19 protein-coding genes are annotated in these 12,443 nt (G+C 64.8%); 14 read left to right on the top strand and 5 right to left on the bottom strand.

All coding sequences use genetic code 11. The annotated features are described in order from the left end of the window. Nucleotides 1–5 precede the first annotated feature (5 nt). The 14 genes from FHW84_RS08865 to FHW84_RS08805 all read left to right on the top strand — a co-directional run bounded on the left by FHW84_RS08865 (nt 6) and on the right by FHW84_RS08805 (nt 6,039). On the top strand, nt 6–482 hold the full coding sequence (locus FHW84_RS08865; protein WP_167254506.1) for a hypothetical protein: 477 nt from the start codon (nt 6–8) through the stop codon (nt 480–482). A gap of 194 nt (nt 483–676) precedes the next feature. Next, nucleotides 677–862: a hypothetical protein gene (locus FHW84_RS08860; protein ID WP_167254504.1), complete on the top strand. Its 186-nt coding sequence runs from the start codon at nt 677–679 to the stop codon at nt 860–862. Between the two features lie 17 nt (nt 863–879). Further along, entirely contained in the window at nt 880–1,170 is a 291-nt protein-coding gene (locus tag FHW84_RS08855) for a hypothetical protein (RefSeq protein WP_167254502.1), read from the top strand. Beyond that, on the top strand, nt 1,167–1,598 hold the full coding sequence (locus tag FHW84_RS08850) for an ead/Ea22-like family protein (protein WP_167254500.1): 432 nt from the start codon (nt 1,167–1,169) through the stop codon (nt 1,596–1,598). Before FHW84_RS08855 ends, FHW84_RS08850 begins: the two co-directional genes overlap by 4 nt. Beyond that, entirely contained in the window at nt 1,588–1,719 is a 132-nt protein-coding gene (locus FHW84_RS23375) for a hypothetical protein (RefSeq protein ID WP_279589704.1), read from the top strand. The genes FHW84_RS08850 and FHW84_RS23375 overlap by 11 nt, the downstream gene beginning before the upstream one ends. Beyond that, the gene (locus FHW84_RS08845; RefSeq protein WP_167254498.1) at nt 1,712–2,419 is read left to right on the top strand and encodes a hypothetical protein; all 708 of its coding nucleotides are present in this window, start codon (nt 1,712–1,714) and stop codon (nt 2,417–2,419) included. The genes FHW84_RS23375 and FHW84_RS08845 overlap by 8 nt, the downstream gene beginning before the upstream one ends. Further along, nucleotides 2,419–2,580 carry a hypothetical protein gene (locus FHW84_RS08840; protein WP_167254496.1) on the top strand — a complete coding sequence of 54 codons (162 nt, stop codon included), beginning with the start codon at nt 2,419–2,421 and terminating at the stop codon, nt 2,578–2,580. The genes FHW84_RS08845 and FHW84_RS08840 overlap by 1 nt, the downstream gene beginning before the upstream one ends. Next, the gene (locus FHW84_RS08835; protein ID WP_167254494.1) at nt 2,577–3,071 is read left to right on the top strand and encodes a hypothetical protein; all 495 of its coding nucleotides are present in this window, start codon (nt 2,577–2,579) and stop codon (nt 3,069–3,071) included. Before FHW84_RS08840 ends, FHW84_RS08835 begins: the two co-directional genes overlap by 4 nt. Then, complete coding sequence (locus tag FHW84_RS08830) at nt 3,071–4,135, top strand: DNA cytosine methyltransferase (protein WP_167254492.1); 1,065 nt, start codon at nt 3,071–3,073, stop codon at nt 4,133–4,135. The genes FHW84_RS08835 and FHW84_RS08830 overlap by 1 nt, the downstream gene beginning before the upstream one ends. Next, entirely contained in the window at nt 4,132–4,374 is a 243-nt protein-coding gene (locus tag FHW84_RS08825) for a hypothetical protein (RefSeq protein ID WP_167254490.1), read from the top strand. Before FHW84_RS08830 ends, FHW84_RS08825 begins: the two co-directional genes overlap by 4 nt. Next, nucleotides 4,371–4,583: an AlpA family phage regulatory protein gene (locus tag FHW84_RS08820; protein ID WP_167254488.1), complete on the top strand. Its 213-nt coding sequence runs from the start codon at nt 4,371–4,373 to the stop codon at nt 4,581–4,583. The genes FHW84_RS08825 and FHW84_RS08820 overlap by 4 nt, the downstream gene beginning before the upstream one ends. A gap of 45 nt (nt 4,584–4,628) precedes the next feature. Further along, nucleotides 4,629–4,799: a hypothetical protein gene (locus FHW84_RS08815; RefSeq protein ID WP_167254486.1), complete on the top strand. Its 171-nt coding sequence runs from the start codon at nt 4,629–4,631 to the stop codon at nt 4,797–4,799. Between the two features lie 315 nt (nt 4,800–5,114). Beyond that, nucleotides 5,115–5,654, top strand: a complete 540-nt coding sequence (locus FHW84_RS23220) for a hypothetical protein (RefSeq protein WP_243868006.1) — start codon at nt 5,115–5,117, stop codon at nt 5,652–5,654. 67 nt (nt 5,655–5,721) lie between these two features. After that, the gene (locus FHW84_RS08805; protein WP_167254484.1) at nt 5,722–6,039 is read left to right on the top strand and encodes a RebB family R body protein; all 318 of its coding nucleotides are present in this window, start codon (nt 5,722–5,724) and stop codon (nt 6,037–6,039) included. A gap of 67 nt (nt 6,040–6,106) precedes the next feature. Here FHW84_RS08805 and FHW84_RS08800 read toward each other — a convergent pair whose 3' ends face one another. The 5 genes from FHW84_RS08800 to ileS form a co-directional block, all read right to left on the bottom strand. Continuing rightward, a complete protein-coding gene (locus FHW84_RS08800) occupies nt 6,107–7,396 on the bottom strand; it encodes a type II toxin-antitoxin system HipA family toxin (protein WP_167254481.1) in 1,290 nt (429 codons plus the stop codon). Next, a complete protein-coding gene (locus FHW84_RS08795; RefSeq protein ID WP_167254479.1) occupies nt 7,393–7,758 on the bottom strand; it encodes a helix-turn-helix transcriptional regulator in 366 nt (121 codons plus the stop codon). Before FHW84_RS08795 ends, FHW84_RS08800 begins: the two co-directional genes overlap by 4 nt. A 204-nt stretch (nt 7,759–7,962) precedes the next feature. Next, entirely contained in the window at nt 7,963–8,925 is a 963-nt protein-coding gene (gene ispH, locus FHW84_RS08790; RefSeq protein WP_167254478.1) for a 4-hydroxy-3-methylbut-2-enyl diphosphate reductase, read from the bottom strand. Between the two features lie 49 nt (nt 8,926–8,974). After that, nucleotides 8,975–9,475, bottom strand: coding sequence for a signal peptidase II (gene lspA, locus FHW84_RS08785; protein WP_167254476.1), 501 nt, complete (start codon nt 9,473–9,475; stop codon nt 8,975–8,977). Nucleotides 9,476–9,534: 59 nt separating this feature from the next. Next, on the bottom strand, nt 9,535–12,396 hold the full coding sequence (gene ileS, locus FHW84_RS08780) for an isoleucine--tRNA ligase (protein WP_167254474.1): 2,862 nt from the start codon (nt 12,394–12,396) through the stop codon (nt 9,535–9,537). Nucleotides 12,397–12,443: the final 47 nt, after the last annotated feature.

The following is a 12,443-nucleotide window of genomic DNA, read 5'->3' as shown; positions in this document are numbered from 1 at the left end:
AGATCATGACCAAGCACCACGAAGAAATCCAAGCCGCCGCGAAGTCCGCCGCGGTCGAGATGGCCGCCGAGACCATGACCGGCGACCTTCTGGCCGCGTGCGTCGATGAGCTGAAGATCCAGCGCGACGTATGGGCCAAGCTCAACGAGCAGGATCAGCAGGAGGCGATCTACCGCCTCTCCAGCCGCATCACCGACAACGTGCGCCAGGCCGTCGAGATCATCGCCAGTGGCAACCGGCCAACCATCGTCGCCACCGTCGAAAGCGTCACGGTCAAGGACGGCATCAAGGCCGTGCTCACCCTGCAGAAGCACGACGCGCACCGCCATGAGCTGATCGACGCCGCCGGGCAGTCCGTGCTGCTGATCGTTGCCGGCGCCAGCGAGTTCTACGGCGGCACGGAAAACGTCAAGCCCGATCCCGACCAGACCACGCTCAGCGGCTTCGGCGAGGGCGAGCAGCCCATGCAGGACGCCGCCTGACCCCCACGGCCGGCGCCTTCGCTGAAGGCGCCTTCCGAGTGGGTTGGCCACAAAATTTATGGCAGTGAATGCGCAGTGGCGATGCGTAGGTCTATCGCCTGGACAACGAGATGCATGTAGGCGAGATGTCCGGACATCCTGCATCACAAAGCCGGGATCGCCTCCGGCCACTGCCGCCTACAAAGGAGAGCGTGATGAGTGAGATGGTCAAGATCAGGATTCATGTGCAAACCAACAAGGTCGGATCGAAGTGCGAAGCGCACCTTGAGATTCCTGCCGAGGAATGGGATGCCATGTCCGAGGACGAGCGAACCGAATGTTGCTCGGATGCCATGTGGAATATGGCCGAGTGGGGATTTAACGAAGAATCGCGCGGTTAAGCCAAAGGCCACTCCCTATGACGAGTTACACGGATGAGCAGGTGCTTAGCGCTATCGAAGCGCTCGGCAGCTACGAAACGATGTGCGGATTCGCTCACATCCTCGCATCAGTTCACAACGACCGCGCCCGCCTGCAAGCGGAGGTGGGGGCGTTGCGCCTGTGCGCCATCAAGTATCTGACGTGGCATCACGTCGTGAATCCGGTGGAAGGCTTGGATCGAGACTTGCGCGACCCCGATATGTGCGGTGACGCTGCGCTCAAGAGCGAATCCATCGACTCCGCCCGAGCCAAGAAGGGGGACGCATGACCACCAGCCACGAACATCTGCGCGACGTGGCGGAGAAGGCGACGCCCGGTCCGTGGTCGCGACTTAGCGGCAAGCTTCGCCCTCAGTTCTCGCTTCGCATAAACGAAATCCATGGACCCGACCATGAATGTCTAATTCGATGGAATGGCTTCGATGGCATTGACACAAACAAGCGTCAAGCAGACGCAAATGCGAAGTTCATCGCCGCCTTCAACCCCGCCACAGCCATAGCCATGCTTGACGAACTCGCCGCGCTACGTAAGGAGAACGAGGCGCTTAGGGCGTGTCTAAGCGATGTAACGGAATGCCTTGATCAACATGGTGGAGCGTATTGCGGCTTACGCGATGAAGGCGATGATCACTACATAGGCGAAGCGCGAAAGCTTCTCGCCGCCCGCGCATCCATCGGAGACAGCCATGAGCGTTGATCTGGCTTGGCTTCTGCTCACGATGGGTATTGCGATTCTCTACATTGCGGTGTTTGGATTTATCGCATACGTCGACGAATGCAGCCGCAGAGCAAACAAGAAGGACAACAGCCATGAGTGAGATGACGCTTGAGCAGATTCGCGACGAGTTGCGTAATTCGGTTTCCCTGGTCCATAAGCCGTCGTTTTCTAGGCTTGACGAACTCGCCGATGCCATCGACGCGCACCTGACCAGCGCTCCGGTGCAGATGACGGATGGCATGGTCTACGCCTCCGATGTCATGGCCGCACTTCGACAGGTAGCAGACTTCGTATTCGTGCATCAGGGCTGGGAACTGTCGAACATCCATCTCTGGATCGAAGAGTCATTCGGCGAATCCCTCTCCGCGCGTATGGCGCAGCCTATGGCGGCGAAGGTGCCGGAGGAACTGCCACGCAACGGGGTGACTGTTCGTGAGCATGAATACAACGCCGGCTGGAATGACTGCCGCGAAGTGATGCTGTCTCACATGAACGAATCCCAACCCCACTCGCAAGCCGCGCAAGGCGGTGAGGCGCAGGGGAAGGTGGTGGAGTGCGGAGGATGTGCGCCGCCCATCATCGCGATGCACAGCGCCGAGCGCGCGGCCGTGCCGGAGGGGATGGTGCTGGTGCCCCGTGAGCCGACACAGAAGATGATTATGGCTGGATCGGCATCGCTTAAATGCGATGTGGACTACACGCGCCGACCACAGATGCCGACTCGTCAGCGCGCAGCACGCAATGCCTATGTGTCGATGCTATCCGCCGCCCCGACGCTCGCCGGGAAGGAGAAGGGGTGATGATCGCTGCCTGCAAACGCCACAAGTGGAAGTGGTTAAAGAACGTCATCGTTAGAACCGAGCGCGGGTTCATGGTCCATATCATGAAACGCGGACGCTATGAATGCGAAAAGTGCGGCAAGCGTCGCATTGGCGTAGTCAAGCCGGAGGTGCAGCCATGACCGACGAGAAGAAGGTGCGAGAGGCGTTCGAGGCGTGGCTTGAAAGTTGCTACGGGCGAATTGCCATCGGCATGGATCGCGAAGGCAAATATGTGCGTGATTGGGTCAATGACCTATGGACCGGATGGAAAGCACGGGACGACCTATCCCACGCCAGCGCAACTGCCGAGGAATGCTCGGTAGATGCGAACGACGCATTCACGCTGATGCGCTTCATCTTCTCGCACTTCGGCGACGTGTCGATGTCGCATCACCTGACGGACGAAGTAGTCGCGGCAACTCGTCGAATCGAGTCCATGGCGGCGAAGACTGGCAACCAAGCGGCCGCCACTAAGCCACTCGGATGGTTCGACACACTCCGCGTAGGCACCAACTCCGGCCATGGACATGCGTGGGCGAGACCTGACGGTATGAAAGCACGCTGCGGCGGACCGGCGCTATGCAGTCAGTGTGCGAGAGACCAAGCCATCGCGGCCAAGAGGGGTGGGTGATGGGCGGCCTTCACTACTACAACGAAATCGACCCGTACTGCGCGGCCTGGCTGCGCAACCTCATGGACGCCGGCCACATCCCCGCCGGCGACATCGACACCAGGAGCATCGAGGATGTCATACCCGACGAGCTGCGCGGATACCGGCAGTGCCATTTCTTCGCAGGTCTCGGTGGCTGGGCCTACGCCGTCCAACTTGCAGGCTGGTCCGATCGGGAGTTATGGACCGGTTCCTGCCCTTGCCAGCCTTTCAGCGCGGCAGGTAAAGGCCTTGGGTTTAAAGACGAGCGGCATCTATGGCCCGCCTGGCAGCACCTCATCGCGCAGTGCCGACCTGCAGTCATCTTTGGAGAGCAGGTTGCGAGCAAGGACGCAGACCCTTGGATCGACCTTGTACACGCTGACATGGAGGGAATGGATTACGCCTTTGGGTGTGAGCCGTTTCCGTCTGCGGGCATCGGCTCAGCGCACATTCGAGATCGCAATATCTGGGTGGCCGACTTGCGCGGCGAGGGATTACCGGAGCGAGCAGGCAACGGACGAGTTCAACGAGAAGCGTTGGAGCCATCCGCGTGGCAAGCCACTGTCAGCGGTAGTGCTACTTGCGGGATGGCCGACTCCGACCTGTCCTGCGCCGCACGATTCAGATGCGACAGCGGGGCGAGCTCGCCCTCGGCCGGGATACGGAATGGACTTGCCGATCGCGGCAAACTTAGCCGGCTGGCCAACCCCGACCGCGCAGGACGCATCCAGGGGCACGGGAACATATCGGCCGCAGGACACGGGCATTCCACTGCCGCAGAGAGTAGCGATGCTGGATTTGGATTCGCCGGCGCGACTAACGGCTTCTGGCGAACTGCTGACTGGCTCCGATGCAGGGATGGGAAGTGGCGGCCTGTTGAACCCGGCACATTCCCGCTGGCTCATGGGATATCCAACCGTGTGGGACGACTGCGCGCCTACGGCAATGCCATCAACCCGTGGCAAGCGGCGGAGTTCATCCGCGCCTACGCCGAAGCGCGAGGGCTGAGCGTGGCCGATCCTGCTGAGGTGGTGGCCGCATGATCGCCGCCACGAACCGCCCACCCCGCAAGGTCGCCGACTTCACCTGGGGCCGCGTGGCGCCGAATGTCTTCGGTGGCAGCACCTACCGCCTGTTCTGGCGCGCCCACAACGGCCGGCTGCGCATGCTGGCCTGGACCTTCCCCACCGGCACGCCGCGGCGCGAGATCGCCAGCGAGCTGCGCCGGCTACGCAACAACGCCCGGGTGATGCGGGCGAACGATAGGAGTAAAGCAGCATGACCGAGAAGCGCCTCATCCCCCTGCCCGAAGTCACCCGGCTCACCGGGCTGAAGCGGACCGCCATTTATGAACGGATCGCCCGGAAGGAGTTTCCTCCGGTGATCAAGCTGGGCAGCACCTCCCGCTGGCTTCTTTCGGAGGTCGAGGCCTGGATTGACCAGAAAGTGGCGGCGCGAAACCAGCGGGAGGATCACCCAGCGGCTGCATAGGGAACCGCACCAGGTTGTGAGTACGGTTGTGAGTACGATTCGGCAATGGAAGGCCACAGACCGCGCCACAAAGCCATTTCTCGCAACTTTGACGGTCCTATTTCCGGCACCAGCTCGAAAACAAGAAAAGCCCTGGAAACCAAGCTTTCCAGGGCTTTTTTTGTGCTGTTCGGGCAGGCGCCGCCATCGCTTGCCATGCCCGCGCCGCTGCCTTGACGGCCCGCTCCTCCGCCTGCTGTGATGCCCCGGCCAGCGCTACGCCGCGGGCTGCGTGGCAGGGGCACGACACAGGGGGCAGGACCATGGATCGTCGAATCGCGGCGCGTCTTGCGCACGCTCAGCATGGAACACGCGCGGCCGGCCGCCGCCGATGCGGCTTCCGTTCGGACACCCCCGCGCCATTCCCATTCGCCTGACCACGAAAGCCCTGCCGCGCCCTTCCCGCCGGCGGCCTGCTTGTGCATCCGGTCGCAGGATCAGCGCCTTTTTCCAGCCGACAACGATCATCCCCTCAAGAAAGGAGTCCTTGAAGTGAAGCGATATCTCATCGAGCCCACGTTCCTGCCGGCGCACGAACCAGGTGCGGAAACCGGGCATGGCACCGGCGCCGCCTACCGGATCGTCGATACCAGGACGCAGCGCATCGTGCCTGCCGAAGGCGACGACATCGGCACCGTCGCGCGCGCCTGCGCCAGGCTCAACGAAGTGGACGAGCAAGCCGGGCCGGCATCCCCGAACCTGGCTTCGGGCGATTCGCTGCCAGACGACATCGTGCAGTCCATCGCCATCTCCAATGCGAAGTCGCTCGAAGCGCAACCGGCCATCCTGGCCAATCTCGAACTGGCCCAGCAGGTGTTCAACCAGAACCTGCGCCAGCAGAACGCGGTGGCCCAGCAGCAGGCGATGAACCTGATCCGCCTCGCCGTGGTGGCCAAGTGCGTGTCGATGATCGAAAGCGCCGACGGCAACGACGATTCGGCCATCGAGAAGATCGGCAGGAACGCGGAAAAACTGTTCCAGGACCTGGGCCGCAGCATCGCCGGCGAAGAACCGTCGCCGCACGCGCCCTGACGGTTGCCGGCCGCGGGCACCGCAAAGCCATCCGTACCCCATCACCATCATTCGAAGGAGCATCACCATGGCCAATCTTCCCGACGACATCATCGGCGCCGTCGCCATCGCCAACCTCAAGTCGATTGCCGAACAGCCCGCCATGCTGTCCAACCTGGCCTATTCGAACGCGGTGGCCACCACCAACCTGTCGCAGCAGAACGCCGTGGCCCACCAGCAGGCGATGAACGAGCTGAGCATCTCCATCCTGGCCAAGGCCGCCAACCTGATCAGCAACCTGGGCCCGCTGGAAGCGCGCTCGGCAGCCGAGGTGCTGACCAATAACGAGCTGGCGCAGACCATCGCCGACCTGAAGGCGACGACGCAGGCGTTTGCGGGCAAGTAAGCCGGCTGAAAAACGGAAGCCCCGGAAGGCGTGCTTTCCGGGGCTTTCTTATTCACCCATGCTTATCTCAAACGCTGGACAGCGAACGCGCCACGGCCTGCAGGCGGCGAGCGACGGGGGCAACCGTCTGCTTGTTCGCACCGAGCTTGAGCGCTGCCGCACCGGCCTCCGATGCGACCGCCACGATGTCGTCGACGATCCGCGCAGCCTCGCCGCGATCGATGCGGTAGTGATCCGCCAGGCGAAGCAGATCCTCGCGCGTGGGATCCGCCGACGTGCCGCCGGCGAAAGTCGTGGTGTGATGTCCGCCGGGGCCTTCCATGTAAGTCAGATCGAAAGCCGGCGACAGCTGCCACTGGCCGTGGCGGTCCAGCATGAAGGCGAAGTTCTTGGCGTGGTCGTCGCGCACGCTCATCGCGGCATTGAATACGGCACGCCGATAAGCCTGCGGATAAGCCGCTTCCGGTATCGAAAGCGCCTGCATGATCTCGGCCACGTTCGCATAATCGAGGCCGAGATCGCGATGCGAGAAATGAATCAGTCCGCCCAGCGACTGGCAGAAAACCCGCGCGCCTGCCGCGCGATCGAAGCGGCGGGTAGCGAAAGCCGGCTTGCCATTGACCTCCAGCAGCAGGCTTTCCATCACGTCCACGCCTGCTTCGCGGGCGCACTGCATATAGGCGAGTTCGAGTATTGGAGCATCCGCCGGTTCGTTGCGTGCGGCGAACTTGATCAGCCATGCGCTGTATCCCTGCTCCGGCACACCGGCGGTGACGCGTGCGCGCCGATGGTCGTCCGACAGGTCCACCATCACCTTGGGACGAGCGCCTTGAGGAGAACTTCCCGCGCGCAGAAGTTCGTCGGAAACCTCGTCGAGATGGCCCTCGATGGTCGCCTCGACGCCTCGGCCGAGCACTTCGAGCGACATCTCCTCGCCGTGATCGTCATCGATGGCCGGGCGAAAACTCAGCGAACCCCAGGCGCGATGGCCCAGATAAGCCAGGCGGACGGCGGGAGAAATGTATTCCGGCTTGATCGCCAGCCGGGCCAGCGCCTTGTCCAGCAGATACAGGCCCCAGCCGTCCGGCAGCGCGTCGTTGAGCATGCCCGGCAGGCCGCGATATTCCGTGGGCAGGTCGCCGGCGTTCCGGCTGGACCAGACAGCTTCGTGGAGCGGCAGCGTGAAGGGAGAAAGCTGCAGCTGGCGCTCGCGCGCCTCGTCGCTCCACTCGAAATATCCGGCCTTGGTTTCCGTCTCGTAGTTGAGACGACCGACCAGGACGGGCTCCGGAAGATGCTCGGTCCAGACTTCGAGCTGGTGGTTCTTGGCCTGGAGCCAGGCCTCGGTGAAGTTCACCGCGGTGCCTCCGCCACGGGCCGCACGCGCCTGGCCTTCAGCGTATCCGTCGCCGACAGCTCCAGATAAAGCTCCTGCGCGCGCAGCGTCGGAAAGTGGGGGGACTCCAGCATGCGCAGGAAGTCCGCGCCATGGCCGAGGGCAAGCAGCAGTCGAAGCAGGCTTTCGTAAGCGATGGACTCCCCTTTCTCCATCGCCTTGACGGTTTGCACGGACACACCGGCCCGTTCGGCGAGATCGGCCTGGCGCCAGCCAAACGCCATGCGCTGGCGGCGTAGCCTTGCGCCGACCTCGCTGGGGAAAGCAGATAGGGAGGGAGGCTTGCGCCGCGGCGCTGGGACGAGTTCATTCAGGCTTTTCATGCACTTAGCATACATCGCCACTTAAAGTATGTCCATGAATACCTTAATTTAAGGTATCCATGGACATACTTTATCTGGACGGAAACGCCGAGCCACGGCTTATCCGAGGGCATCCCGGCCCGCACCGATCGGGCACCCGTTTCCGGCACCCGCATGCAAAAAGGCCCGCATCAAGCGGGCCTTTTTCTTAAACGTCGAGCGGCCTCAGAGCCTGGCCGACGTCCCGCCCTCCGCCAGCCGCAGCTCCTTCGGCAGCGCGAAGGTGATGGTCTCCGCTTCGCCGTCCAGCTCGCGCACCTCGCCCGCGCCCCAGGACTGCAGGCGCGCGATCACGTCGCGCACCAGCTTCTCCGGGGCGGAGGCGCCGGCGGTAAGGCCGATGTGCTGCACGCCGTCCAGCCATTCGCGCTGGATATGTTCGGCGCCGTCGATCAGGAAGGAGCGCACGCCCTGCTTCTCGGCCAGTTCGCGCAGGCGGTTGGAGTTGGAGCTGTTGACCGAGCCGACCACCAGCATCAGGTCCACCGCGTCGGCAAGGCGGCGCACGGCGTCCTGGCGGTTCTGCGTGGCGTAGCAGATGTCGTCCTTGCGTGGGCCTTCGATGTCCGAAAACTTTTCGCGCAGGGCCGTGATGATCGCCTTGGTGTCGTCCACCGACAGCGTGGTCTGGGTGACGTAGGACAGCTCGTGCGGGAAGCGCGGCTCCAGCTTCGCCACGCATTCCACCGATTCGACCAGCAGGATCTCGCCGGCATTGGCCGGGTTCCACTGGCCCATGGTGCCTTCCACTTCCGGATGGCCGGCGTGGCCGATCAGCACCACGCTGCGGCCGGTGCGGCCCAGGCGCGCCACTTCCATGTGCACCTTGGTCACCAGCGGACAGGTGGCGTCGAACACGTTGAGCTTGCGGCTGTCGGCCTCTTCGCGCACCGCCTTGGACACGCCGTGCGCGCTGAAGATCACGGTGGCGCCGTCGGGTACTTCGTGCAGTTCCTCGACGAATACGGCGCCGCTGGCGCGCAGCTTGTCCACCACGTAGCGGTTGTGCACTACCTCGTGGCGCACATAGATGGGCGCGCCGTACGACTCGAGCGCGCGCTCGACGATGGCGATGGCGCGATCGACGCCGGCGCAGAAGCCGCGGGGGTTGGCGAGAAGAATGTCCACGTGAAGCCTCGACTGTCGCTGGCCGGCGCGCGGAGCGCCGAGACCGGAATTATCCCACGCCCCCGGCCTGCTTGCCGGTGAACAGGCCGAAAGCGATCAGCAGCACGGCGCCGACGGTAATCCCGCAGTCCGCGATGTTGAACACCGGGTAGTACCAGTCCTGGTAATGGACCTGGATGAAGTCGGTGACCTGGGCCGCGTGCAGGCGATCGATCAGGTTGCCCAGGGCGCCGCCGATGATCAGGCCCAGCGGCAGCGCGGTGCGCCAGTCGGCGCGCGCGGTGCGCTTGAGCCACACCAGCAGGGCGCCGCTGATCAGCACGGCCAGGCCGACGAAGAACCAGCGCTGCCAGCCGGCGCTGTCGGCCAGGAAGCTGAAGGCGGCGCCGGTATTGAAGGCAAGGGTCCAGTTGAGGAAGCCCGGGATGACGGCGTGCTGCACGCCGGCCGGTTGCAGCGCGGACAGCGCCCACCACTTGCTCGCCTGGTCCAGCGCGATCACCAGGGCGGACAGCCACAGCCAGGACAGGGCGTTGGGTTGCTTGCTCATGCGTCGTCCATGCAAGGGACTCAAAGAAAGCGGCCGGCTCGCGCCGGCCGCCCGCGTCTTCAGAACCAGCGGCGGTCTTCGCCCGGGCCGTCGACATTGCTCACGCAGCGTCCGCAGAGTTCCGGATGCTGCGCATGCTGGCCGACGTCGTCGCGGCGGTGCCAGCAGCGCACGCACTTGGCCGCGTCGCTGACCGTGGCCGACACCCACACGTCCGCGCCTTCCAGCTCCGACAGCACGGCGGTGTCCGGCTGGCCGCCGGCCACGTCCAGGCGCACGTCGGAAGTGATGAAGAAGAAGCGCAGCTCATCGGCTGCCGGCGCATAGCGGCTCACCAGCGCGGAGTCGGCGTGGATGGCCAGCTTCGCTTCCAGCGAGGCGCCGATCTGCTCGGCCTTGCGCATGCCTTCGAGCACGCGCGAGGCGGTGTCGCGGATGGCCAGCAGGTCGGACCAGTAGCGGCGCTGCTCCGGCGACCCTTGCGCGGCGGACAGGCCGTCGTACCAGGTTTCGAACAGCACGCTGTCGCTGCGCTGGCCCGGCATGGCCTTCCAGATTTCCTCGGCGGTGAAGCTCAGCACCGGCGCCAGCCAGCGCACCAGCGCCTCGGCGATGCGGTACATCGCGCTCTGTGCGCTGCGCCGGCCGCGGCTGTCGGTCGGCATGGTGTAGAGGCGGTCCTTGGTGATGTCCAGGTACAGCGCGCCCAGCTCGTTGGTGCAGAAGTTCTGCACGCGCTGGACGATCTCCGGGAAATCGTAGCGGTCGTAGGCCGCCGCCACCGCCTGCTGGGTGTCGTAGGCCTGCTGCACCGCCCACTGGTCCAGCAGCAGGCAGTCTTCCACCGGCAGCAGGTGCCGCGCGGGATCGAAGCCGTCCAGGTTGCCCAGCAGGAAGCGCGCCGTGTTGCGGATGCGGCGGTACATGTCGGAGACGCGCTTGAGGATCTCGTCCGACAGCGACATCTCGTTGCGGTAGTCGGTGGAGCAGATCCACAGGCGCAGGATGTCCGCGCCCAGGTTTTTCATGATGTCCTGCGGCTCGATGCCGTTGCCCAGCGACTTGGACATCTTGCGGCCCTGCGCATCCACGGTGAAGCCGTGGGTGAGCACGTCGTCGTAGGGCGCGCGGCCGTGGATGGCGGCCGAGGTGAGCAGCGAGGACTGGAACCAGCCGCGGTGCTGGTCCGAGCCTTCCAGGTACATCACCTTGTACGAATCGGCATCGCCCTGCTGCAGCTCCGGGCGCTGGCCGAGCACGGCGAAATGCGTGACGCCGGAATCGAACCAGACGTCGAGCACGTCGTTGACCTTCTCGTAGTCCGCCGCCTCGTCGCCGAGCAGCTCGGCCGGATCGAGCGCGTACCAGGCGTCGATGCTGCCCTGCTCCACGCGCTTCGCCACCTGCTCCAGCAGCTCGACCGAGCGCGGATGCGGCTCCTGCGTGCCCTTGTGCACGAACAGCGCGATCGGCACGCCCCAGGTGCGCTGGCGCGAGATGCACCAGTCCGGGCGGTCGCCGACCATGCCGGCGATGCGCTCCTCGCCCCAGCCCGGCACCCAGCGCACCTGGCGGATGGAATCCATCGCCGCCTTGCGCAGGCCGGCCTGCTCCATGCTGATGAACCACTGCGGGGTGGCGCGGAAGATCACTGGCGTCTTGTGGCGCCAGCAATGCGGATAGCTGTGCTCGATCTTGTGGTGGGCCAGCAGCACGCCGCGGCCGCGCAGCATCTCGACGATGGCGTTGTTGGACTTCCACAGATGGGTGCCGGCCAGCGCCAGCTCGCCGGCCGGCGGCGTGTCCGCGCGATAGGTGCCGCGCGGCTCGACGTAGTTGAGCGTCTCGATGCCGTACTTGCGCGAAACCACGAAGTCTTCCACGCCGTGGTCGGGCGAGGTGTGCACCGCGCCGGTGCCGTCTTCGGCCGACACGTGCTCGCCGAGCAGCACGGGAATCGTGCGCTCGTAGAACGGGTGCTGCAGCAGCACGCCTTCCAGCGCCTGGCCGGCGACGTGGCCGAGCACCGCCGGATGCTCCACGCCATAGCGATGCGAAGCCTTCTCCACCAGCGCGCAGGCCAGCACCAGCAGCACGCGGCGGCCGTCGCGCGCGGGGCCTTCGACCAGGGCGTATTCCAGTTCCGCACCCATCGACACCGCCTGGCTTTCCGGCAGCGTCCACGGCGTGGTGGTCCAGATCGGGATGGCCACGATGGCGTCGCCCGCGTCCACGCCGAACCTGGCGGCGAGCGCCTTCGGGTCGAGCGCGTCGTAGGCCACGTCGATCGCCGGCGAGACCTTGTCGGCGTATTCGATCTCCGCCTCGGCCAGGGCCGAGCCGCAGTCGAAGCACCAGTACACCGGCTTGAAGCCGCGCATCACATGGCCGTTGTCGACGATGCGCGCCAGCGCGCGCAGCATGTCGGCCTCGAACTTGAAGTCCATGGTGCGGTACGGGTTCTGCCAGTCGCCGAGCACGCCCAGGCGCTTGAAGTCGGTGCGCTGCAGGTCGATCTGCGCCTGCGCGTACTCGCGGCACTTCTGGCGGAAGGCCACCGCGTCGAGCTTGTCGCCGGCCTTGCCGTGCTTCTTTTCCACCGCGATTTCGATCGGCAGGCCGTGGCAGTCCCAGCCCGGCACGTAGGGCGAGCGGTAGCCGGCCAGCAGGCGCGACTTCACCACCACGTCCTTGAGCACCTTGTTCACCGCATGGCCCAGGTGGATCACGCCGTTGGCGTACGGCGGGCCGTCGTGCAGCACGAACACCTTGTCGCGGCCGGCGGTGCGCTGCTGGATCTGCGCGTAGCGGCCGACCGTTTCCCATTCCGCCAGCCACTGCGGCTCGCGCTTGGGCAGGTCGCCGCGCATCGGGAAGTCCGTCTGCGGCAGGTTGATGGTGTTCTTGTAATCCTGGGTCATTGCTCGGATGCCATCGGGGTTGTCGGGCGCGGCCCTCGTGCCGTCGC

The sequence above is a fragment of the Dyella sp. SG562 genome, from assembly GCF_011759495.1.
Classification (GTDB): Bacteria; Pseudomonadota; Gammaproteobacteria; order Xanthomonadales; family Rhodanobacteraceae; genus Dyella_D; species Dyella_D marensis.
This window is presented reverse-complemented; position numbering and strand designations above follow the sequence as displayed.